This window comes from Actinoplanes teichomyceticus ATCC 31121 (assembly GCF_003711105.1).
In the GTDB taxonomy this organism is placed as follows: Bacteria; Actinomycetota; Actinomycetes; order Mycobacteriales; family Micromonosporaceae; genus Actinoplanes; species Actinoplanes teichomyceticus.
The window spans coordinates 6,616,779-6,638,369 of sequence record NZ_CP023865.1 but is presented as its reverse complement, the minus strand read 5'-3'; the positions used below and the strand labels follow the sequence as shown (position 1 = coordinate 6,638,369).

Genomic DNA, 21,591 nt, shown 5'->3' with positions numbered 1-21,591 from the left:
TGGCCGGAGGCGGATCGGATGGGCGGAGCTCATGGTGGGTGGCGACGTGGCCGCGGTGGAGATACGAGACGTCGTCGTGCGCTACGGCGACACGACGGCCGTCGCGGGGGTGTCCCTGGACGCCGCGCGCGGGCGGGTGCTCGCCCTGCTGGGCCACAACGGCGCCGGCAAGACCAGCCTGCTGCAGGTCTGTGAGGGCTTCCGCCGGCCGGACGCCGGCACCGCCCGGATCCTCGGCATGGATCCGGTCGCCGAGCACGACGCGCTGATGCCACGGCTGGGCATCATGCTGCAGTCCGGCGGGGTCTACCCGTGGGCCGCCGCGGGGGAGATCCTGCGGTTGTTCGCCTCGTTCGCCGCGCACCCGCTGGACCCGGACATGCTGCTCGACCGGCTCGGGCTGCGCCGGGTGGAGAAGACCCGGTTCCGCCGGTTGTCCGGGGGCGAGCAGCAGCGGCTGAGCCTGGCGGTGGCCCTGGTGGGCCGGCCGGAGCTGGTCTTCCTGGACGAGCCGACGGCCGGCATGGACACCGAGGCCCGGCACACCACCTGGCAGCTCATCGAGGAGCTGCGCGCCGACGGGGTATCCGTGCTGCTCACCACCCACCTGCTGGACGAGGCCGAGCGGCTCGCCGACGACGTGGTGATCATGCGGTCCGGCCGGGTCGCCGCGACCGGCACCCCGGCCGAGCTGACCGCGGCGGCCGGCATCGACCTGCTGGAGGTCCGCGCCGACCCGGCCCTGGACCTGACCGCCCTGCAGGCGCGCCACCGGGTCGCCGAGACGTCCCCGGGGGAGTATGCGATCACCGGCGCGCTGGACACCCGGGCGCTGGCCGACGTGCTGGGCTGGTTCGCCGGCGTGGACGCGCACGTCACCGCGGTCAGCAGCCGCCGGCGCACCCTTGAGGACGTCTACCTCTCGCTGACCAGCCAGAGCACGACCACCACGGTAGGAGTCGCCAAGTGAGCGCCGGAACCTTCGCCCCGGCGCCCGGCCGGGCCCCGATGCGTACGATCATCGGCCGGCAGATCCGCATGGAGCTGCTCCTGACCGCCCGCCGCGGCGAGGCGGTGGTGCTGGCCATGGGCGTACCGTTGCTGGTCCTTCTCGGCGCGGGCCTGACCCGGGTCACCAACCTCCCCACCGACGACCGTCTGGGTTTCGTGGTTCCCGGCGTGCTGGCGCTGACCGTGATGTCCACCGCCTTCACCGGGCAGGCGATCACCACCGGGTACGAGCGCAGCTACGGCGTCCTGAAACGTCTCGGCGCGTCGCCGCTGACCCGGCCGGGGCTGCTGCTCGCCAAGACCGCCGCGGTGCTCGTGCAGATCGTGCTGCAGGTGCTGTTCCTGGCGCTGGTCGGCGTGCTGGTCGGCTGGCGGCCGCAGCTCGGCGAGCTCCTGCCCGCCGCCGGGGTGACCGTGCTGGCCGCGGCCGGGTACAGCGGTCTGGCGCTGCTGCTGGCCAGTGTGCTGAAGCCGGAGACGACCACGGGCGCGGCCACCCTGATCTACGTGCTGATGCTGTCGGTCGGCGGGATCATGTTCGCCGCGCCGGATCTGGGCACGGCCGGCTGGTTCCTGCTGCCGCTGGCCGCGCACGCCGAGGCGCTGCGGGACACGCTGACCGGGCACGGCGTCCCGCTGTCGATCTGGCTGGCGCTGGTGACGTGGGCGGTGGTCTGGCCGGCCGCGGCCGCCCGCAACTTCCGCTGGGAGTGACCGTCCACCGGTCGATGGACAACCGTTGACCGTCGCGCGGTCGTCCCGGCGGGAACCCGGGGACCGGCACGATCGTCGGCATGGAAGTCATCGAGGCAAGGGACCTGCGTAAGACGTATCGGGGGCGGGCGGCGGTCGGCGGGATCGACCTCGCGGTCGCCCGGGGCGAGATCTTCGCGCTGCTCGGCCCGAACGGCGCCGGCAAGACCACCACCGTGGAGATCCTGGCGGGCCACCGCCGCCGGGACAGCGGCGACGTGCGGGTGCTCGGGGCGGACCCGGCCACCGCCGGGCAGGGCTGGCGCGCCCGGATCGGCATCGTCCTGCAGGACGCCGCCGACGCGGCGGACCTCACGGTGGCCGAGATGGTGCGGCACGTCGCCGGGTTCTACCCGCGCCCGCGCCGGCCCGGCGAGGTGATCGAGCTGGTCGGCCTGACGGCGAAACGGGACAGCCGGATCCGCACGCTCTCCGGCGGCCAGCGCCGTCGCGTCGACGTGGCGCTGGGCATCGTCGGCCGTCCGGAGCTGCTCTTCCTGGACGAGCCGACCACCGGCTTCGACCCGGAGGCGCGCCGCCGGTTCTGGGATCTGATCCGCACCCTGGCCGGGGACGGCACCACCATCCTGCTCACCACGCACTACCTGGACGAGGCGGAGGCGCTCGCGGACCGGCTGGCGGTACTGGCCGGTGGGCGGATCGTGGCCGAAGGCACCCCCGCCACGCTGGGCGGCCGGGCCGCGGCCGATGCCCGGGTCTCCTGGCGGGAGCACGGCCGTACCCGGACCGAGCAGCTCGCCGACCCCGGCGATCTGCTGCGCAAGCTGGTCGCCGACGGGATCGACCTGCGCACCCTCACGGTCACCCGGCCCACCCTCGAGGACACCTACCTGAACCTGATCGGAGCCGGGCGATGACGTCCATGAGCCTGAGCCGCGGCCACGTGGAGGTCCTCCAGTTCCTCCGGGACCGGACCGCCGTGGTGTTCACGTTCCTGTTCCCGGCGATGCTCCTGCTGCTGTTCGGCACGATCTTCGGCGACTCCTACGACCGGGACGGGGTCGGCGCCGGCCAGGTGTACGCGGCGAGCATGCTGGCGTACGGCATCCTCACCACCGGCTTCGTGACCATGGGCGCGGGACTGGCGCAGGACCGGGAGGACGGCACGCTCAAGCGGCTGCGGGGCACGCCACTGCCGGTGGTGTCGTACCTGGCCGGGAAGGTGATCCTGGTGTCGGCCTTGGCGGTGGCCGAGGCGGCGCTGCTGATCCTGGTCGGCACGCTGGTCTTCGACATGCCGTTGCCGGACGCGGGCCGATGGCTCACCTTCGCCTGGCTGTTCACGCTGTCGGTGATCGCCTGCACGCTGCTCGGCGTCGCGGTCAGCGGGATCGTCAAGCACGCCCGTACCGCCGGAGCGATCCTCAACGTGCCGGTGGTGGCGCTCCAGTTCGTCTCCGGGGTGTTCATCCACCCGATCACCCAGCTGCCCGGCTGGCTGATCACGGTCGCCTCGTTCTTCCCGGTCAAGTGGATGGCCCAGGGTTTCCGGTACGTCTTTCTGCCGGATGGCATGAAGTCGCTGGAGGCGGCCGGGGCGTGGGAGCCGGGCCGGACGGCGATGGTGCTGGGCGCGTGGTGTGTGATCGGATCGGTGCTGTGCCTGGCGAGCTTCCGGTGGAACGACAAGGACCGCTGAGCCACCCGGTGGCCGTCCACAGCAGTTACTCACTGTGGTGGGACACCTACTTCGCGGTGATCGCGGTCGTCGTCGGCGCCACGATCACCGTCCTGGACGCCACTCCGGTCCGCCGCGTGGTGGCCCTGGTCGCGTTGGCCGCGATGGCCGGGTTGCACGCGGCGGTCGGGCGGCGGCTGAGCCGGCGCGTGGGCGACGGGATCATCTCGATCGTCGTGCTGTTCGTGCACATCGCCCTGTTCGCGGTGGCGATCGTCGCGCTCCCGGCCGCCGCCTGGCTGCTCTTCGCGGTGATTCCGCTGATCTTCCGGATGGCGCCGACCGGCGTCGCCATCGCCGCGGTGCTGCTGGTCAACGCGGTGCCGGTGGTGGCCGACGTGGTCACCGGGCACGGCGACGTGCGGATGGATCTGGTGATCGCCGCGGTGTCCGCGGCGTCCGGCATCTGGCTCGGCCTGTGGATCATCAAGGTGATCGAGCAGAGCACCGGGCGGGCGCACCTGATCGCCGAACTGGAGGCCAGCCGCGCGGAGGTGGCCCGGCTCTCCCACGAGGCCGGCGTCACCGCCGAGCGGACCCGCCTGGCCGGCGAGATCCACGACACCCTGGCGCAGGGCTTCACCAGCATCATCACGCTCATCCAGGCGGCCGATCCGGGGTTGCGTGACGAGCGCCTCGCGCTCGCGGTCCGCACCGCGCGGGAGAACCTGGCGGAGAGCCGGGCCATCGTCGCGGCCCTCGCACCGTCCGCGTTGGCGTCCGGTCTGCTCGATGCGGTACGCCGTCAAGCCGCCCGGTTCACCGAGGAGACCGGCGTGCCGGCCGGGTTCCGGGTCACCGGGGAGCCCCGTGAGCTGCCGACCGCCGTCGAGGTGGTGCTGCTGCGCGCGACCCAGGAGGCGCTGGCCAATGTGCGGCGGCACGCCCGGGCCCGGGAGGCCGCGGTGCTGCTGGCGTATTCTCCGGCGGCGGTGCGGGTGGTGATCCGGGACGACGGCTGTGGCTTCGCCCCGGCTTCGACGGGCGGGTTCGGGCTGCCCGGGATGCGGTCGCGGGCCGAGCAGGTGGGCGGCGTGCTGACCGTGCGCAGTGACCCGGACACCGGTACGACGATCGAGCTGGAGGTTCCCGCTCCTCCACCGGCCACTACGGAGGTGCGCGCGTGATCCGCCTGCTGCTCGTCGACGACCATCCGGTCGTACGGATGGGGTTGCGCGGGATGCTCGACGCCGAGCCGGACCTGACCGTGATCGGCGAGGCGTCCTCCGGCGCGGAAGGCGCCGAGCTCGCCCTGCGCGCACGCCCCGACCTCGTGCTGATGGACCTGCGGATGCCCGGCGGGGACGGGGTGGAGGCCACCGGCCGGATCCTGGCCGCCGACCCGGGCATCCGGGTGATGGTGCTGACCACCTACGAGTCCGACCGCGACATCCTGCGCGCGATCGAGGCCGGCGCCAGCGGGTACCTGCTCAAGGACGCGTCACCGGCCGAGCTGGCGGGCGCGGTGCGCGCGGCGGCCCGTGGCGAGACGGTGCTCGCGCCCAGCGTGGCGTCCACCTTGATCCGGCAGGTGCGCAGGCCCGCCCCACCGGCCCTGTCGGCGCGCGAGACCGAGGTGCTGAACCTGGTGGCGGCCGGTCTGACCAACGCCGACATCGGCAGGCGTCTGTTCATCTCGGAGGCCACCGTGAAGACGCATCTGTTGCGGGTCTTCAACAAGCTGGACGTCGCCGACCGTACGGCAGCGGTCACCACCGCCATGCGCCACGGCCTGCTGTAGCCCGCGGGTCCTATGTCGGACCGAAAGCGACCCCGGAGCATTGCGGGGGATTTACGCCGGAAAAATGCGTTCCGCCGGTAAGCGTGCAGTACGCCGATTAGATTACGGAAGGCGCAGCTAGCGCTGGATTCCGTCCGGTGGCTGAGCTGCTCATCGCCGGTACAGCCGGTTTCCGCAACCGCCTGAAGGTGCTGTACCCGAACAGGCAAACCCGTCGCGAGGCGGGGTCGCAAAGCCAGGGGCCTCCCCGATGGAGGCAGCCCAGCCGCCGAAGGAGACAGAAAGACATGCACGATCACAACCGCCATGCGGCCCCGGGCGGCTCCGTGCCGCTGGTGCTGCGTGGCCCCAAGTCGGTGCGGACGGTCCTGTCGGCTGCGGTAGCCGGCATCATCGGCCTCGCCCCCGCGTTCGTGGCCTCACCAGCCCTCGCCCAGGTCACACCGCAGTTCTATCTCACCACGTCCGCCACTCCGATCCCGGAGACCGATGTCATCACCGGCACCCCCTCCAGCCCGGTGCACAACTACGCGACGGCGACCGTCTCGGTGACCCTCACCGAGCCGGCCGGTTCCGGCGGCGTGACGATTCCATGGGAGACGGTCGACCGGACGGCGATCTCCACCGGCGTGCTGGCGTACCAGGACTACACGGCCGCCACCGGTTCGGTGACCATCCCCGAAGGGGAGACCAGCGCCACCGCCCCCATCCAGATCACCATTCTCGACGATCCCCTGTACGAGGGGACCACCCCGCAGTACTTCGACGTCCAGGTGCCGGTCTCGTACACCGCCCTCCAGCCGGTGTCGACCGCCGCGCGCTCGGCGCGCGTCTCCATCGCCGACAACGACCCGGTGCCGACGGTGAGCATCGGCGACGCGTCCCCCGCCTCGGAGAACTCGGTGCTCGCGTTCCCGCTCACCCTCTCCGGCCGGTCCGAGACCGCGGTGACCGTCAGCGTGACCACGGCGAACGGGCCGGCCAGCGCGAACGCGAATCCGGCCACCGCCGGCAGCGACTACACCCCGCTCAACGCCAGCGCGGTCAACATCCCGGCCCGCAGCCTGAACGGCCTGGCCCTGGTCACGACGCTGGCCGACTCGGTGTTCGAAGGCACCGAGACGGTCTCCGCCACCATCTCCGGCCCGCTGGGCGCCACCCTGGGCACCCCGACCACCGCCACCGGCCGGATCACCGACGCCCAGAGCGCGCCGATCCCGACGGTGTCGGCCTCGGCCCAGACACCCGCCGTCTACACCTTCGCCGAGGGGGCGAGCGGGGAGACGAACGCGGCGATCACCATCACGCTGCCCGCGGCGCAGACGGTTCCGGTCCGGATCGACTACGCCATCACCGGGGGCACCGCGACGGCGGGCGTCGACTACCGGGCCACGAACAGCAGCCTCACGATCGCGCCCGGTCAGACCACCGCGACGATCCCGGTGACGATCATCGGCGACACCGTCTACGAACCCGGCGGTGAGACCTTCACCCTCGCGCTGACCAGCCCGAACGGCTCCATCGGCACGTTCACCCCGCAGACCTTCACGATCACCGAGGCGGGCGACGACGTGGCGCCCGCGTGGACCGTGGAGGACGTGTCGATCGCCGAGGGCAGCACCGGCACCACCACGGCACGTATCCCGATCCGGCTGAGCGGGCCGACCAACGCCGACGTCACGTTCAGCATGCCGCTCACGCCGGTCACCCTGGAGGAGACCGGCACCAACGCGCCCGGGACGTACGGCCAGGACGACTACAACAACCCGGCCAGCAACGACGTCACGATCACCGCGGGCAGCACGGTCGGCTACCTGGACGTGCCGATCAACGCGGACACGGTGTTCGAGACGGACGAGACGGCGACCGTCGCCCCGACGGTCTCGGTCGGCGGCTCGAACGTCGCGTCCGCCGTGGCGCCGGGCGGCCAGCACACCGCGACGCTGACCGTGCGCAACGACGACGCGGCCCCGACGATCACGTTCAACCAGACCTCCGGCTCGGAGGGCACCACGCTGCGCCTCAACGGCACGGTGGTGGGCGTGGCCGAAGCCGCCTACACCCTGGGCCTGACCTACGTCGGTACCGGCGCCAACGCGGCCACCGCGACCCAGGACTTCACCGTCAGCACGTCGCCGACGCCGCAGACCACGGTCACCGCCACCGCCGGCGCCGCCGCGCCGACCCTCAACGTGCCGCTGGCCGAGGTCTACCTGGAACCGGACAACGTCGACGAGCCGACGGAGACCTTCGGGGTCGTGGTGACCGAGACGACCGGTTCGCCGATCGGTATCGGCAGCACGACAGGCGTGTTCCGGATCAACGACGATCCGGGCGACCTGCCGCCGTCCGCCTCCATCGCCGAGACGGCGTCGGTCGACGAGCCGGCCAGCACGGTCAGCGTGCCGGTGACGCTGACCTTCAACGGCGAGACCACGTCGACGCAGCAGACCGTCACCGTCCCGTACTACACGGTGGACCGCACGGCCACGGCCGGCAGCGACTACGTCGCCACCCGCGGCACGCTGTCGCTGCAACCGGGCACCACGACGGCGAACGTCAGCGTCCCGATCATCAACGACCGGACGGCCGAGGGTGACGAGACGTTCGAGGTGCGGCTCGGCACGCCCGGCCCGACCGGCGCCACGGTGACCCAGGGCACGGCCGTCGTGACCATCCGGTCCGAGGACGTGGCACCCGCGCCGACCGCGCCGACCATCACCTCCGCTCCGGCGAGCGTGGCCGTCGGCAGGACCGCGACGATCACCGGTTCGGCCGGCAACAACGCCACGGTGGAGCTGTGGCGGGCGCCCGCCACCGGCGGCAGCTTCACCCGGGTCGCCACGGCGACGCCGAACAACGCCGGCAACTACTCGTTCGTCCAGACCCTCAACACCGGCTACCGGTTCCAGGTCCGGGCCGGCGCCCGGGTCTCCGGCACCCGGCTGATCCAGGTCGTTCCGGCGCTGGCCATCACCGCCACCTCCCGGGCCACCGGCGCGGCGACCGTGACGGTCACCGGCAACCCGAGGTTCGCCGGGCAGGCGGTGACCATCCAGCGGCTGGTGGGCGGCAGGTGGGTCCGGGCCGCGAGCGGCACCACGAACGCGTCCGGTGTCTACACCGCCACGGTGACCCAGCTCGGCGCCGGCTCGACCCAGTCGTTCCGGGCCGTGAGCGCCGCGTACGCCGCCCGCGGCGTGCTGGCCGGCACCTCGGCCACGGTGCGGCTCCGGGTCCGGTGAGCACCATCTGAGCGAGCAGGACATGAACGGGGGTGGCCGGACGGCCGCCCCCGTTCCCGTCCGCCCGGATCAGTCGACCTCGGCCACCGCCTGGGCGAACTGCGCCGAGTACAACCGGGCGTACGCCCCGTCCGCCGCGATCAGCTCGTCGTGCGTGCCCTGCTCGACGATCGCGCCGTTCGCCATCACCAGGATCACGTCGGCGTCGCGGATGGTGGACAGCCGGTGCGCGATCACGAAGCTGGTCCGGCCGGTGCGCAGCGACGCCATCGCGCGTTGGATGAGCACCTCCGTACGGGTGTCGACCGAGCTGGTCGCCTCGTCCAGGATCAGGATGCTGGGCTCGGCGAGGAACGCCCGCGCGATCGTGATCAGCTGTTTCTGGCCCGCGCTGACGCTGGAGCCCTCCTCGTCGATCGGGGTGTCGTACCCCTCCGGCAGCGTCCGGACGAAGCCGTCGACGTGCGCCGCCTCGGCCGCCCGGACGATCGCCGCCCGGTCGCCGGAGTCCGCCCCGTACGCCAGGTTCTCCGCGATCGTGCCGCCGAACAGCCAGGTGTCCTGCAGGACCATCCCGATCTGCTCGCGCAGCTGCTCGCGGGGCATGGTGGCGATGTCCACGCCGTCCAGGGTGATCCGCCCGCCGGTCACGTCGTAGAACCGCATCAGCAGGTTGACCAGGGTGGTCTTGCCGGCTCCGGTGGGGCCGACGATCGCCACGGTCTGGCCCGGCTCGACCGACAGCGACAGGTTCTCGATCAGCGGCTGGTCCGGCAGGTAGCGGAACGACACGTTCTCGAACGCGATCCGGCCCTGCACCGCGGGCATCGTGACCGGCGCCGGCTCGGGTGTCTGCTCCGGCGCGTCGAGCACGGCGAACACCCGTTCGGCCGAGGCCACCCCGGACTGCACCAGATTCGCCATGCTGGCCACCTGGGTCAGTGGCTGACTGAACTGCCGCGAGTACTGGATGAACGCCTGCACCTCGCCCAGCGACAGCGAGCCGGACGCCACCCGCAGGCCACCGACCACCGCGACCAGCACGTAGTTCACGTTGCTGAGGAACATCATGACGGGCTGGATGAGGCCGGAGATGAACTGCGCGCGGAAGCTGGACGCGAACAGCTTCTCGTTGTGGTCCCGGAACGTCTCCTCGGCCTCGTGCTGCCGGCCGAAGACCTTGATCAGCGAGTGGCCGGTGAACATCTCCTCGATGTGCCCGTTGAGCTGACCGGTGGTCTTCCACTGGGCGACGAACTGCGGCTGCGCGCGCTTGCCGACGAAGGTGGTCAGCCAGAACGACACCGGGATGGTGACCAGCGCGATCAGCGCCAGCAACGGGGAGATCCAGAACATCATGCCGAGCACCCCGACGACGGTCAGCAGCGCGGTGACGAGCTGCGCGAACGTCTGCTGCAGGGACTGCGCGATGTTGTCGGTGTCGTTGGTGGCCCGGCTGAGCACCTCGCCGCGCGGCTGCTTGTCGAAGTACGCCAGCGGCAGCCGGGACAGCTTCGCCTCGACCTGGTTGCGCAGATCGAAGACGGCCATCTGCACCACCCGCGCGGTGATCCGGCCCTGCAGCACGCCGAACATCCAGGCGAACAGGTAGACCACGACCACCCAGGCCAGCACGTGCAGCAGCCGGTCGAAGTCGATGCCCCGGCCGGGCACCACGTCGTCCATCGCCGCGAGCATGTCGGCGATCTTGCCGTCGCCCCTCGCGCGCAGCCCCGCGACCGCCTCTTCCCGGGTGACGCCGGCGGGCAGCATCCGGCCGACCACACCGTTGAAGATCACGTCGGTGGCGTGGCCCAGCAGGCGCGGGCCGAGCACCGACAGGAAGACCGAGGCCACCCCGAACAGCAGCACCAGGGCGACCAGCGCGCGCTGCGGTTTCAGCAGGCCCAGCAGGCGCTTGGTGGAGCCCTTGAAGTCCTGCAGTTTCTCCGGCGGCCCGGCGGCCATCATCATCCGGGCGGCCGGCGGGCCGCCCATCGGCCGAGCGGCCGGCGGCCTGCTGGGCGCGGTCATGCGGTGCCTCCGATCGCGTGCTCTCCTGGCCCTTGCTTCGCTGCGGTGCGGTCGATCACGCGGTGCCTCCGATCGCGTGCTCTCCTGGCCCTTGCTTCGCTGCGGTGCGGTCGATCACGCGGTGCCTCCGATCGCGTGCTCTCCTGGCCCTTGCTTCGCTGCGGTGCGGTCGATCACGCGGTGCCTCCGATCGCGTGCTCTCCTGGCCCTTGCTTCGCTGCGGTGCGGTCGATCACGCGGTGCCTCCGATCGCGTGCTCTCCTGGCCCTTGCTTCGCCGCGGTGCGGTAGATCACGCGGTGGCCTCCTGCTCGGTCAGCTGCGAGAGGACGATCTCCCGGTACGTCGGGTTGCCGCCCATGAGCTCGTCGTGGGTGCCGGTGCCGACCACCCGGCCGTCGTCGAGCACGACGATCCGGTCGGCGTCCCGGATGGTGCTGACCCGCTGCGCCACGATCACCACGGTCGCGTCCGCGATGTGCTCGGTGAGCGCGGCCCGCAGCGCGGCGTCGGTGGCGTAGTCGAGGGCCGAGAACGAGTCGTCGAAGAGGTAGATCTCCGGCCGGTGCACCAGCGCGCGGGCGATGGCCAGCCGCTGCCGCTGCCCGCCGGACACGTTGGTGCCGCCCTGCGCGATCGGGGCCTGGAGCCGCCCGTCCATCCGTTCGACGAAATCGCGGGCCTGGGCGACCTCCAGCGCCTGCCAGAGCTCCTCGTCGGTCGCGTCCGGATTGCCGTACCGCAGGTTGGACGCGATCGTGCCGGTGAACAGGTACGGCCGCTGCGGGACGATCCCGACGAGCCGGGACAGCAGAGCGGGATCGAGCTCGCGGACGTCCACGCCGTCGATCAGCACGGTGCCCGCGGAGGCGTCGAACAGCCGGGGGATCAGGTTGAGCAGCGTGGTCTTGCCGCTGCCGGTGGAACCGATGATCGCGGTGACCTCGCGCGGCCGGGCGACCAGCCGTACGTCGGCGAGCACCGCGGCCTCGGCCCCCGGATACCGGAAGCCGACATCGCGCAGCTCCAGCTCGCCGTGCCGGGTGACCTCGGTGACCGGCGCCGCGGGCGGCGTCACGCTGGTCCCGGTCGTGAGCACCTCCTGGATCCGCTCGGCGCACACCTCCGCTCGCGGGATCATGATGAACATGAAGGTGGCCATCATGATCGACATGAGGATCTGCATCAGGTAGCTGAGGAAGGCGGTGAGCGCGCCGACCAGCATGGCCCCCTCGTCGATCCGGTGCCCGCCGAACCAGAGCACCGCGACGCTGGAGATGTTCACGATCAGCAGCACGGTCGGGAACATCAGCGCCATGATCTTGCCGGCCTTCAGCGAGATCTGGGTCAGCTCGTCGTTGGCCACCTCGTAGCGGGCCCGCTCCCGCTCGTCCCGGACGAACGCCCGGATCACCCGGATGCCGGTGATCTGCTCGCGCATCACCTGGTTGACCCGGTCCAGCTTGACCTGCAGGCCGCGGAAGAGCGGCCGCATCCGGGTGATGATCACGGCGACCACGCCGATCAGGATCGGAATGATCACCAGGAGCAGCGCGGAGAGCGGCACGTCCTGGCGCAGCGCCAGCACGATGCCGCCGACGCACATGATCGGGGCGGACACCATCAGCGTGAGGGTGAGCAGCACCAGCATCTGCACCTGCTGCACGTCGTTGGTGGTCCGGGTGATCAGCGACGGCGCGCCGAACTGGCCGACCTCGCGCGCGGAGAAGGTCTGCACCCGGGTGAAGATCGCGGCGCGCAGGTCCCGGCCGACCGCCATCGCGGTGCGCGCGCCGAAGTAGACCGCCACGATCTGCGCGGCGATCTGCAGCACGGTGATGCCGAGCATCCCGCCGCCGAGCCGGAGCACGTAGCCGGTGTCGCCCTCGACCACGCCGTGGTCGATGATGTCGGCGTTCAGGGTGGGCAGGTAGAGCGTCGCGAGCGTCTGCAGGAACTGGAAGAGCACGACCACGGCGATCGTCTTCCGGTACGGCCGCAGATGCACGCGAAGCAGTTTGATCAACACTTCGCTGGTCCCCCCGAGTCGGATTGAAGGATGCCGTCGAGCAGCAGCGAGGCCAGCTCGGCGCCGTCGAACGCGTCGGTGTCGCCGTACGGCCCGAAGGAGTTCGCGCCGCAGTAGAGCAGCAGCAGGCGGGCGGCTTCGCCGGGCGGGATGCGCAGCCTGCCGGCGTCCGGCTCCAGCAGCGCGGTCACCGCCCGCAACAGCTGACCGCGCGTCTCGGTCATCCGCTCCCGGGTCTGCGGGTCGAGCTCGTTCGCGATGATCAGCCGCCGGGCGATGTGCATGAGGTCCGCGTTCGTGGCGAACCGCGAGTGGACGATCTCGGCCGCCCGGGTCAGCCGGGTCCGCAGGTCCGCCGCGGGGTCGATGGCGGCGATCGCGTCCAGGGTCGGCCGCGGGTCCAGCGCCTTGACTACCGAGCAGATCACCAGCTCGCTCTTGTGCTGGAAGACGCCGAAGATGGTGCCCTCGGCCACCCCGGCGGCCTGCGCGATCTGCCTGGTGCTCACCTCGGTGCCGTGCTCGTGGAGCAGCGGGATGGTCGCCGCGATCAGCGCGGCCCGCCGTTCGTCCGGCGCGAGGGCCGGCTGACGTCTGCGTCGGGTTTCCACGCGACCCACCTTAATGAGCGAGTACTCACTCATCCACTGGGTTTTTCGGCGCCCCTCGAACCGCGACCGGCCTGCCGGCGTATCAAGAAACCGTGACCCAACCCCAGTCGTACCGCCGGGCCGTCCGCCACCTGACCACGGGTTTCGCCGCGCTCCTGGTCTTCGTCGCGCTGATCCTGCCGGACCAGATCACCCGGCTGCCACCGGGCAACCACTGGCCGACCGCGCTGCTGCGGATTCCGGTCGAGGCGCTGGTGGCCGGCGCCGTGCTGCTGATGCTGCCGGCTCGCTGGCGCCGCCGGACCGCCGCCGGCCTGGGCCTGCTGCTCGGCCTGCTCACCGTGCTCAAACTGGTGGACATCGGCTTCTTCGCGGTCCTGGCCCGGCGCTTCGACCCGGTCCTGGACTGGACGCTCTTCGACGACGGGTTCCACTTCCTGATCGACGCGATCGGCCGGGCGTCCGCGACCGCCGTGGCGGCCGGCCTGCTCCTGCTGTCCGGGCTGACGATCGCCGGGACGACCTGGGCCGTGCTGCGGCTGACCGCGGTCGCGGCCGGGCGCCGCACGCTCGCCTGGTGGGGCGTGGGCGCGAGCGGGGCGGCCTGGGCCGCCCTGTTCGCGATGGGCTACCAGTTGATCGGCGGCATCCCGGTGGCCTCGCACGCCGCCGCCGACCTGGCCCGGGACACCGCGCTGGCGCTGCCCGAGGACCTGGCCGACAAGCGGCGGTTCCGGCAGGAAGCGCACAACGACGCATACCGGAACCGGCCGGGCGACCAGCTGCTCGGCGCGCTGCGCGACAACGATGTGGTGATCTCGTTCATCGAGAGCTACGGCCGGGACGCGGTGGAGAACCCGGCGTTCAACGGCGCCGTGCTGACCGCGCTGCGCGACGGCGACCGGAAGCTGGCCGCTGCGGGCTTCGCCGCCCGCAGCGGCTACCTCACCTCGTCCACCGCCGGCGGCGGCAGCTGGCTCGCCCACTCCACCCTGCTGTCCGGGATGTGGGTCGACAGCGAATCCCGCTACCGCAGCCTGGTCTCGACCGACCGGCTCACCCTGACCAGGGCGTTCAAGAACGCCGGGCACCGCACCGTCGGCATCGAGCCGGGCGTGATCTTCGCCTGGCCGGAAGGCGACTTCTACGGGTACGACCGGGTGTGGGACAAGTCGGCGCTGAACTACCACGGCCCGCAGCTGAGCTGGTCACCGATGCCCGACCAGTACGTCATGTCGCAGTTCCAGACGCAGGAGTACGCCCGGCCCGGCCGCGCCCGGCTGCTCGCCGAGATCACCCTGACCTCCAGCCACACCCCGTGGGCGCCGGTCCCCGCCATGCTGGACTGGGACCGGCTCGGCGACGGCAGCGTCTACGGCCCGATGGTGCGCGCCGCCGCCACGCCCGACCAGGTGTGGAGCGACGGCGCCCGGATCCGTACCGAGTACGCCCGCTCGGTCGCCTACTCGATCGACAGCCTGCTCGGCTGGGCCGCCGAGTACGGCGACGACGACCTGGTGATGGTGTTCCTCGGCGACCACCAGCCGGCCTCCGTCGTGGTCGGGCAGAACGCCGGCCACGACGTGCCGATCACGATCGTCGCCAAGGACCCCCGGATCTTCGACCGGATCGCCGACTGGGGCTGGAGCCGCGGCGTCACACCGGCCCCGGACGCGCCGGTGTGGCGGATGGACACCTTCCGCGACCGCTTCCTGGCGGCCTTCGACGGCGGCCCGGCTTCCTAGCCGGTGATCTCGATCACCTGGGTGGCGGGGAGGCGCGGGGTGTGCGGGGGCGCGGTGTGCGCGGGGTCCTGCAGACCGAGACGGAGCGCCAGGTACGGCAGGCCGGCCCCGCCCAGCATCCGGCGCAGCGCCTCCCGGGTGAACGGCACCTCGACCGGCCCGCTGAACGGCAGCAGGCTCACCGCGTGCTCGGTCGCCGACAGCCACAGCCGGCTCAGCGACTCCCCGGCCCGCAGCCAGTCCGCCTCCGCGTCACCGGAGCCGTAGAGGACGGCGTACGTCGCGGCGCGGTCGTGCCCACCGCCGGCCTGGACCGTCCCGGCGGTCTGGAAATCCCGCTCCGCGACCGTGGTCAGCGGCACCTCGGTGGGCAGCGCCGAGGACGGGATGCCGGTGCCCTCCGGCCGCTCGCCGCCGACCCAGGTGAGAAGCTCCGCCCGGGCCCGGTCGTCGGCGGCCTCCGCCGCCTGTGCCCGCTCCACCGCCACCGCCAGGTCGATCACCTGGTCCCGGCTCAGCACGTGCAGCCGCCCGCCCACCTCTTCGGTGTCCTTGACCAGCTCGTCCAGCACCGTCTCGGGGACCGCCTCGTCGCTGACCGTGCGCCGGTCGGTGCGCCGCACCTGCAGCATCTGCAGGTGCCGGGTGGCCTCCGGCTCGGCCGGCCGGCGCTCACTCGGGGTGACGACGGCCAGCGGCCGGTCCGGTGCCAGCGAAGCCGGCCGGTCGACCGTGTACGCCCAGCCCTCGGCATCCAGCGCCACCTGCGCGTGGTGCAGCGCCGCGCCGCAGCTGAGCAGCAGCATCCGAGCGTCCGGGTCCTGCGCCCGCAGCTGCCGTTCGGCCACCGCGAACAGCTCCAGGCGGTCCGGCCGGACCACCCACCGCCACGGCTGGGTGTTGTGGATTGACGGGGCGAACCGGGCGGCGTCCGCCGCTTGCGCCAGTGCCTGCTTGACCTCGCTCATATGTCAATGGTGCCGTGCCGACCGGGGGCGGGTAAGGTCGAAGGTCCGGTTGATGCTGGTCACCGTAGGATTTGTGGGATGTTCGCCGAGCCCTCGCTGACGCATCGCCGGGAGGACGGGCGCGATGTCCCGCTGCTGCTCTGGCGATTCCCCGAGCCGCTGCTGGCCGCCTCCAGCGCGGTCCTCGGCGGCGGCGTCGGCCTGCGCGAGTGGCTGATCAACGCCAGCGTCCCGATGTCCTACGCCCGCCCCGACCCGGAGGCGCACCTGGCCGGGCTGGCCGCCGGGCTGCACCTGACCGGCCCCGGGATCGGCCTGCTCACCGGGGTCGACGTGCACGACGTGGTGTCCGCGTCGGAGGACGGCGTGCACGTCCACGCCACCGTCGGCCTGGGCGCGCCGATCCGTGCCGCCGAACCCGGCGTGACCGGTTTCGCCCACCGCCCGGGCACCATCAACATCGTCGTCTGGGTGCCGCAGCGGCTCGGCGACGGCGCGCTGATCAACGCGGTCGCCACGGCCACCGAGGCGAAGGCCCAGGCGCTGGCCGAGCTCGGACTCGCCGCCACCGGCACCGCGACCGACGCGGTGTGCGTGCTGTGCCCCGCGGGCGGCGCGGCGGCGGCCTACGGCGGCCCCCGGTCGCACTGGGGCACGCCGCTGGCCCGGGCGGTCTGCGCGGCGGTCCGCGACGGCGGCGCGGTGAACCTGGCGACCGGCCGCTCCTGGTCCGACCTGGCGGGCGCCCGCTGACGGCCGGATCCGGCCAGCTCACCCGGCGTACCGGGGTGAATGAAACGTTGCGTCGGTCACAGGCGCCCTGCATCCTGGGGGACGTGCCGGAACGGATTGCCGAAGTCACCGCCCTGCTGGCCGAGGTCCTGGCGCCGCGGGCCCCGCTGACGGTGATCGTCGACGGCGGGGATCCGGGTGCGGCCGCCGCCTTCGCGTCCCGGCTCGCCGCCGCCTTCCCGGCCGGCTCCCGGGCCTGGAACATCGACGCGGTGCTGGGGCTGAGCGGACCGGGCGCGGGCGGGTTCGACTCGGCGCTCAACGTGCTCGAACCGGCCACCGACCAGATCCTGGTGTACCTGCGCGGCGGACCGCGGAACAGGTTCATCGCCGGGGACGGCGAGCGGCGCGCCCAGGTGGTGATCGACCACCGGGATCCGGACTGGCCGGTGATCCGGCACGTGCACCCGTCGCTGGCCGATCCCGATCGGTGGTACCTGTCGGAGAGCCGCGCCTTCTTCACCGCCCGGGCGGCGAACTGGGACGTCACGTTCGGCGACGACCTGCCGGCGTACGCGAAAGCCGTCCGGGAGGCCGGGGTCCGTCCCGGCGACGTCGCGCTCGACGTCGGATGCGGCACCGGGCGGGCGCTGCCGGCGCTGGCCGGCGCGGTCGGCCCGGCGGGCCGGGTGATCGGCCTGGACTTCACCCCGGACATGCTGGCCGAGGCGCGCCGGGCCGGCCGGGACGCCGTCGCGGCCCTGATCGTCGCGGACGCCCGGCGGCTGCCGGTGGCCGACCGCACCGCCGACGTGATCTTCGCGGCCGGCCTGGTCAACCACCTGCCCGACCCGGTGGCCGGGCTGACCGAGCTGGCCCGGGTCACCCGCCCCGGCGGCCGGCTGGCGATCTTCCACCCGGTCGGCCGCGCCGCCCTGGCCGCCCGGCACGGGCGCACCCTGCGCCCGGACGAGCCGCTCAGCCGCGCCCGGCTGATCCCGCTGCTGGCCGGCGCAGGCTGGGAGACGACCCATCACGAGGACGGCGACGACCGCTTCCTGACCCTGGCCACCCGCCTCCCATGACCGGCGTGGAGCAGATCCGCACGCAGCGCCGCCGATGCGGCTCGGGCCGGTCTCGCCGCGCCCTGCCGGGATCGCGCGGTGCCGCGGGCTGCCGGGGTTCACCGGCCGCGGCCGGCGGTGGCCGGGCGGCGATGTGCACCGGGCTCAGGCGATCAGGCCGAGCGCGGCGAGATGGCGGGCGAAACCGTCGGCGGTGACCTCCGGCGTGTGCGCGGTCGCCGCGGCCAGCACCGCCGGGTGCGCCCGCCCGACCGCGACCGAGTGGCCGACCAGCGCGAACACGCTCAGGTCGGTGGGCACGCCGCCGAAGGCGACGGTGCGCCCGGGCGGCACACCGAGCCAGTCCAGCGCCCGGGCCACCCCGGCGCCCCGGTCCACCCCGGGCGCAGCGACGTCGACCACCCCGGGCGTCGACCAGCTCAGGCTGGTGCGGGCGGCGAAACCGGCGGCGGTGAGCCGGTCGATCAGCTCGTCCGCGCCGAGGGAGCCGTGCCGGATCGCCGCACCGTACGCCGGCTGGTCGGTGACGTCGCCGAGCGCGGCCGCCCGCCACGGCTCGGCCGGCGCCCGGCCGCGCAGCGCGAGGTATTCCGGGGTGATGTCCCAGGACCGCACGCCGAACACGGCCAGCCCGGCGCCGGGCAGCGCGCGCACGAAGGCGGCCAGGTCCCGCAGCTCACCCACCGGCAGGGTGCGCCGCCACAGCGTGCGGCCGCTCTGCGGCACCCAGCCCAGGGCGCCGTTGTGGCACACCGCGACCGCCAGGTGCCGGGCGAAGGCGTCCAGCCGCAGCACCCCGTGGCGGGTCCGGGCGGTCGCGGCCAGCAGCGGCACGCCGCGGTGGCGCAGCTGGGCGGCGGCGTTGAGGGTGGCCGGGGTGATCGTGGCGCCCGGGGCCAACACGGCGCCGTCCAGGCCGGTGACCACCGCCCGCCACGGCGACTCGGCGGTCCGCTGCGGCGCGACGATAGCGGGACTGGCCATGACCCGCATTGAACCTCATGCGTACGGGCTTCGCCGCCCCGGAAGTTTCGTGCTCCCCGCCACTGCGGTGACGGTCGCCGATCCCGGGCCCGGCGTGCGAGGCTGACGGGGCGATCGGGAGAGGGGCACACGGATGGGCATGGTCAAGGTCGTCGGTCTGGTGCTGCACCCGCGCCGTGACTGCGGGTCGGCGGTGGACACGATCATCGGCTGGGCGGCCGCCCGCGGGGTGACCGTGCTGGGCCTGCCCGACGAGATCACCCGCATCGACTGCAGCGCGGTCCCGGTCTCCGCCGAGGAGATGGTGGAGCGGGCCGGTCTGCTGGTCAGCCTGGGCGGCGACGGCACCATGCTGCGCACCATGCGACTCGTCGAGGGTCGCAAGACGCCGGTGCTCGGGGTCAACGTCGGCCGGCTCGGCTTCCTCGCCGAGGTGGACCTGCCGGATCTCAAGGACGCGCTGTCCGCGATCGACGACCACCGGTACACGGTGGAGTCGCGCACCGCGGTGCGCACCACCCTGCCGGACGGCCGGGCGGTGACCGCGTTCAACGACATCGCCCTGGTCCGGGTGCCGGGCCACGGGCTGGCCGCGGTCGGGATCCGGGTCGAGGGGCGCCGGTTCGTCAACTACGCGGCCGACGCCGTGCTGGTCTCCACACCGACCGGGTCGACGGCGTACAGCTTCTCGGCCGGCGGCCCGATCGTCTCGCCCAACGTGGAGGGTCTGATCGTCAGCGCCGCCGCCGCGCACTCGTCGTTCAACCGCTCGCTGGTGCTGGACACCTCCGAGCACCTCGGCCTGGACGTGCTGCCGACCAGCGGCCGCCTGGCCATCGAGGTGGACGGGATCATCGAGGGCCACGCCGAGCCGGGCGCCGCGATCGAGATCGAGCCGATGCCGGCCGCCGCCCAGGTGATCCGGTTCGGTCGTACCTCGTTCTACGAGCGGGCCCGCCGCAAGCTGCGGGTCGAGGGCAGCGCGCAGGCCGGTGACTGGGACGCCGGCGACGCGGTCGTGGTGGACAGCTTCGAGCGGGACCGCTACGAGATCCTGCTCGGCGGCGAGGTCGCCGGGGTGCTGCACTACCGCCGGCACGGCGACCGGATCGAACTGCTGCACACCGAGGTCGACCAGGCCTTCTCCGGCCGCGGACTGGCCGGGCGGCTGGCCGCCGCGGCCCTCGCCGATGCCCGCTCCCGGACCAGCCCGGTCACCGCCACCTGCCCGTTCGTGGCCGGCTATCTGAAGCGTCACCCCGAGTACAACGATGTGGAGCTGAGGTAACCAGACATGGGCCAACCCGCGATCCTCACCGTCGACGACGACCCCTCGGTCTCCCGCGCCATCGCGCGTGACCTGCGCCGCCGCTACGGCGATCACCATCGGATCATCCGGGCCGGCTCCGCCACCGAGGCGCTCGACGTGCTCAAGGAGCTGAAGCTGCGCGGCGGCCGGGTCGCCGTGGTGCTCGCCGACTACCGGATGCCGCAGATGAACGGCATCGAGTTCCTGGAGCAGGCGATGGACCTGTTCCCGCACGCGCGGCGGGCGCTGCTGACCGCGTACGCCGACACCGACGCCGCGATCCAGGCGATCAACGTGGTCGACGTCGACCACTACCTGCTCAAGCCCTGGGATCCGCCGGAGGAGAAGCTCTACCCGGTGGTGGACGCGCTGCTGGACGCCTGGCAGGCGACCGGCGACCAGGAGCTGCCGGACATCCGGGTGGTCGGGCACCGGTGGAGCGAGCCGTCGTTCCAGATCCGCGACTTCCTGGCGCGCAACCTGGTGCCGTACCGCTACTTCGGCGCGGACGAGCCGGAGGGCCGCCGCCTGCTGGAGGCCGCCGACGCCGGGCCGGAGGCGGTGCCGCTGGTGGTCACCGCGGACGGGCGTGCGCTGCCCCGGCCCAGCGTGCAGGAGGTCGCCGAGGCGGCCGGGCTGTCCACCCGGGCGGGCCGCGACTTCTACGACCTGATCATCGTGGGTGGTGGCCCGGCCGGGCTGGGCGCGGCCGTCTACGGCGGCTCGGAGGGGCTCAAGACCCTGCTGATCGAGCGGCAGGCGGTCGGCGGGCAGGCCGGGCAGAGCTCCCGCATCGAGAACTACCTCGGCTTCCCGGACGGCATCTCCGGGGCCCAGCTCACCGACCGGGCGCGCCGGCAGGCCGACAAGTTCGCCGCCGAGACGCTCAACACCCGCGAGGTCGTCGGGCTGCGGGCGGACGGCTCGGCCCGCACCCTGACCTTCGCCGACGGCGGGGAGATCTCCGCGCACGCGGTGCTGCTCGCCACCGGCGTCTCGTACCGGCCGCTGCTGGCCGACGGCGTCGCGGAGCTGACCGGCTCCGGCGTTTTCTACGGTTCCGCCGCCACCGAGGGGCCGGCCTGCGCCGGCACCGACGTCTACATCGTCGGCGGCGCCAACTCGGCCGGGCAGGCGGCGCTGTTCTTCGCCCGGTACGCCCGGCGGGTCACGCTGCTGGTGCGCGGGGACTCGCTGGAGAGCTCCATGTCGTACTACCTGATCCAGCAGCTCGCGCAGGTCGGCAACATCGAGGTGCGGACCCGGTGCGAGGTGGTCGGGGCGCACGGCGACGGGCACCTGCAGGCGATCACCATCTGCGACAGCAAGAACGGGACGAGGACCACCGTCGAATGCGGGTACCTCTTCGTGTTCATCGGCGCCGAGCCGCGCACCGACTGGCTCGGCGCCACCGTGGAGCGGGACGGGAAGGGCTTCGTCCGTACCGGATCCGACCTGCTCACCAACGGCGAACGCCCACGGGGATGGGATCGCGACCGCGATCCGTTCTATCTGGAGAGCAGTGTCCCCGGCATCTTCGCCGCCGGCGACGTCCGGGCCAACTCGATCAAACGGGTGGCCTCGGCGGTCGGTGAGGGCGCGATGGCCGTCGCGCTGGTCCATCGTTACCTGGAGGCGCAGTAGCA

General features: G+C 72.7%; 17 protein-coding genes and 1 riboswitch. Of the genes, 12 read left to right on the top strand and 5 right to left on the bottom strand.

Annotated features, from left to right (window positions below):
* Positions 1-31 precede the first annotated feature (31 nt).
* The 7 genes from ACTEI_RS29095 to ACTEI_RS29065 all read left to right on the top strand — a co-directional run bounded on the left by ACTEI_RS29095 (position 32) and on the right by ACTEI_RS29065 (position 8,449).
* Positions 32-970, top strand: coding sequence for an ABC transporter ATP-binding protein (locus tag ACTEI_RS29095; RefSeq protein WP_122980572.1), 939 nt, complete (start codon positions 32-34; stop codon positions 968-970).
* Entirely contained in the window at positions 967-1,725 is a 759-nt protein-coding gene (locus ACTEI_RS29090) for an ABC transporter permease (protein WP_239082069.1), read from the top strand. Before ACTEI_RS29095 ends, ACTEI_RS29090 begins: the two co-directional genes overlap by 4 nt.
* An 80-nt stretch (positions 1,726-1,805) precedes the next feature.
* On the top strand, positions 1,806-2,642 hold the full coding sequence (locus ACTEI_RS29085) for an ABC transporter ATP-binding protein (protein WP_122980571.1): 837 nt from the start codon (positions 1,806-1,808) through the stop codon (positions 2,640-2,642).
* Positions 2,639-3,424: an ABC transporter permease gene (locus ACTEI_RS29080; protein WP_122980570.1), complete on the top strand. Its 786-nt coding sequence runs from the start codon at positions 2,639-2,641 to the stop codon at positions 3,422-3,424. Before ACTEI_RS29085 ends, ACTEI_RS29080 begins: the two co-directional genes overlap by 4 nt.
* Entirely contained in the window at positions 3,403-4,590 is a 1,188-nt protein-coding gene (locus tag ACTEI_RS29075) for a sensor histidine kinase (RefSeq protein ID WP_239082068.1), read from the top strand. The genes ACTEI_RS29080 and ACTEI_RS29075 overlap by 22 nt, the downstream gene beginning before the upstream one ends.
* On the top strand, positions 4,587-5,204 hold the full coding sequence (locus tag ACTEI_RS29070; protein ID WP_122980569.1) for a response regulator: 618 nt from the start codon (positions 4,587-4,589) through the stop codon (positions 5,202-5,204). Before ACTEI_RS29075 ends, ACTEI_RS29070 begins: the two co-directional genes overlap by 4 nt.
* Before the next feature lie 194 nt (positions 5,205-5,398).
* Positions 5,399-5,477: riboswitch (cyclic di-GMP riboswitch) on the top strand.
* Between the two features lie 14 nt (positions 5,478-5,491).
* A complete protein-coding gene (locus ACTEI_RS29065; protein WP_122980568.1) occupies positions 5,492-8,449 on the top strand; it encodes a Calx-beta domain-containing protein in 2,958 nt (985 codons plus the stop codon).
* A 69-nt stretch (positions 8,450-8,518) separates the two neighbouring features.
* Here ACTEI_RS29065 and ACTEI_RS29060 read toward each other — a convergent pair whose 3' ends face one another.
* The 3 genes from ACTEI_RS29060 to ACTEI_RS29050 all read right to left on the bottom strand — a co-directional run bounded on the left by ACTEI_RS29060 (position 8,519) and on the right by ACTEI_RS29050 (position 13,122).
* Positions 8,519-10,483: an ABC transporter ATP-binding protein gene (locus tag ACTEI_RS29060; RefSeq protein WP_122980567.1), complete on the bottom strand. Its 1,965-nt coding sequence runs from the start codon at positions 10,481-10,483 to the stop codon at positions 8,519-8,521.
* 291 nt (positions 10,484-10,774) lie between these two features.
* Positions 10,775-12,511, bottom strand: a complete 1,737-nt coding sequence (locus ACTEI_RS29055) for an ABC transporter ATP-binding protein (protein ID WP_122980566.1) — start codon at positions 12,509-12,511, stop codon at positions 10,775-10,777.
* The gene (locus tag ACTEI_RS29050; RefSeq protein ID WP_122980565.1) at positions 12,505-13,122 is read right to left on the bottom strand and encodes a TetR/AcrR family transcriptional regulator; all 618 of its coding nucleotides are present in this window, start codon (positions 13,120-13,122) and stop codon (positions 12,505-12,507) included. The genes ACTEI_RS29055 and ACTEI_RS29050 overlap by 7 nt, the downstream gene beginning before the upstream one ends.
* A gap of 92 nt (positions 13,123-13,214) precedes the next feature.
* Between ACTEI_RS29050 and ACTEI_RS29045 the strand changes: the two genes are divergently transcribed.
* A complete protein-coding gene (locus tag ACTEI_RS29045) occupies positions 13,215-14,867 on the top strand; it encodes an alkaline phosphatase family protein (RefSeq protein ID WP_122980564.1) in 1,653 nt (550 codons plus the stop codon).
* Here ACTEI_RS29045 and ACTEI_RS29040 read toward each other — a convergent pair.
* Positions 14,864-15,835: an Acg family FMN-binding oxidoreductase gene (locus ACTEI_RS29040; protein ID WP_122980563.1), complete on the bottom strand. Its 972-nt coding sequence runs from the start codon at positions 15,833-15,835 to the stop codon at positions 14,864-14,866. The two genes, ACTEI_RS29045 and ACTEI_RS29040, sit on opposite strands and share 4 nt — an antisense overlap.
* A gap of 78 nt (positions 15,836-15,913) precedes the next feature.
* Between ACTEI_RS29040 and ACTEI_RS29035 the strand changes: the two genes are divergently transcribed.
* Complete coding sequence (locus tag ACTEI_RS29035; protein ID WP_122980562.1) at positions 15,914-16,588, top strand: adenosylcobinamide amidohydrolase; 675 nt, start codon at positions 15,914-15,916, stop codon at positions 16,586-16,588.
* An 83-nt stretch (positions 16,589-16,671) separates the two neighbouring features.
* A complete protein-coding gene (locus ACTEI_RS37915) occupies positions 16,672-17,652 on the top strand; it encodes a class I SAM-dependent methyltransferase (RefSeq protein WP_187645839.1) in 981 nt (326 codons plus the stop codon).
* Positions 17,653-17,796: 144 nt separating this feature from the next.
* Here ACTEI_RS37915 and ACTEI_RS29025 read toward each other — a convergent pair whose 3' ends face one another.
* The gene (locus ACTEI_RS29025) at positions 17,797-18,636 is read right to left on the bottom strand and encodes an HAD family hydrolase (RefSeq protein WP_164466171.1); all 840 of its coding nucleotides are present in this window, start codon (positions 18,634-18,636) and stop codon (positions 17,797-17,799) included.
* Between the two features lie 133 nt (positions 18,637-18,769).
* Here ACTEI_RS29025 and ACTEI_RS29020 point away from each other — a divergent pair, with 133 nt between their 5' ends.
* Both ACTEI_RS29020 and ACTEI_RS29015 read left to right on the top strand, forming a co-directional pair.
* A complete protein-coding gene (locus ACTEI_RS29020) occupies positions 18,770-19,924 on the top strand; it encodes an NAD(+)/NADH kinase (RefSeq protein ID WP_122980560.1) in 1,155 nt (384 codons plus the stop codon).
* 6 nt (positions 19,925-19,930) lie between these two features.
* Positions 19,931-21,589 carry an NAD(P)/FAD-dependent oxidoreductase gene (locus ACTEI_RS29015; RefSeq protein WP_122980559.1) on the top strand — a complete coding sequence of 553 codons (1,659 nt, stop codon included), beginning with the start codon at positions 19,931-19,933 and terminating at the stop codon, positions 21,587-21,589.
* Positions 21,590-21,591: the final 2 nt, after the last annotated feature.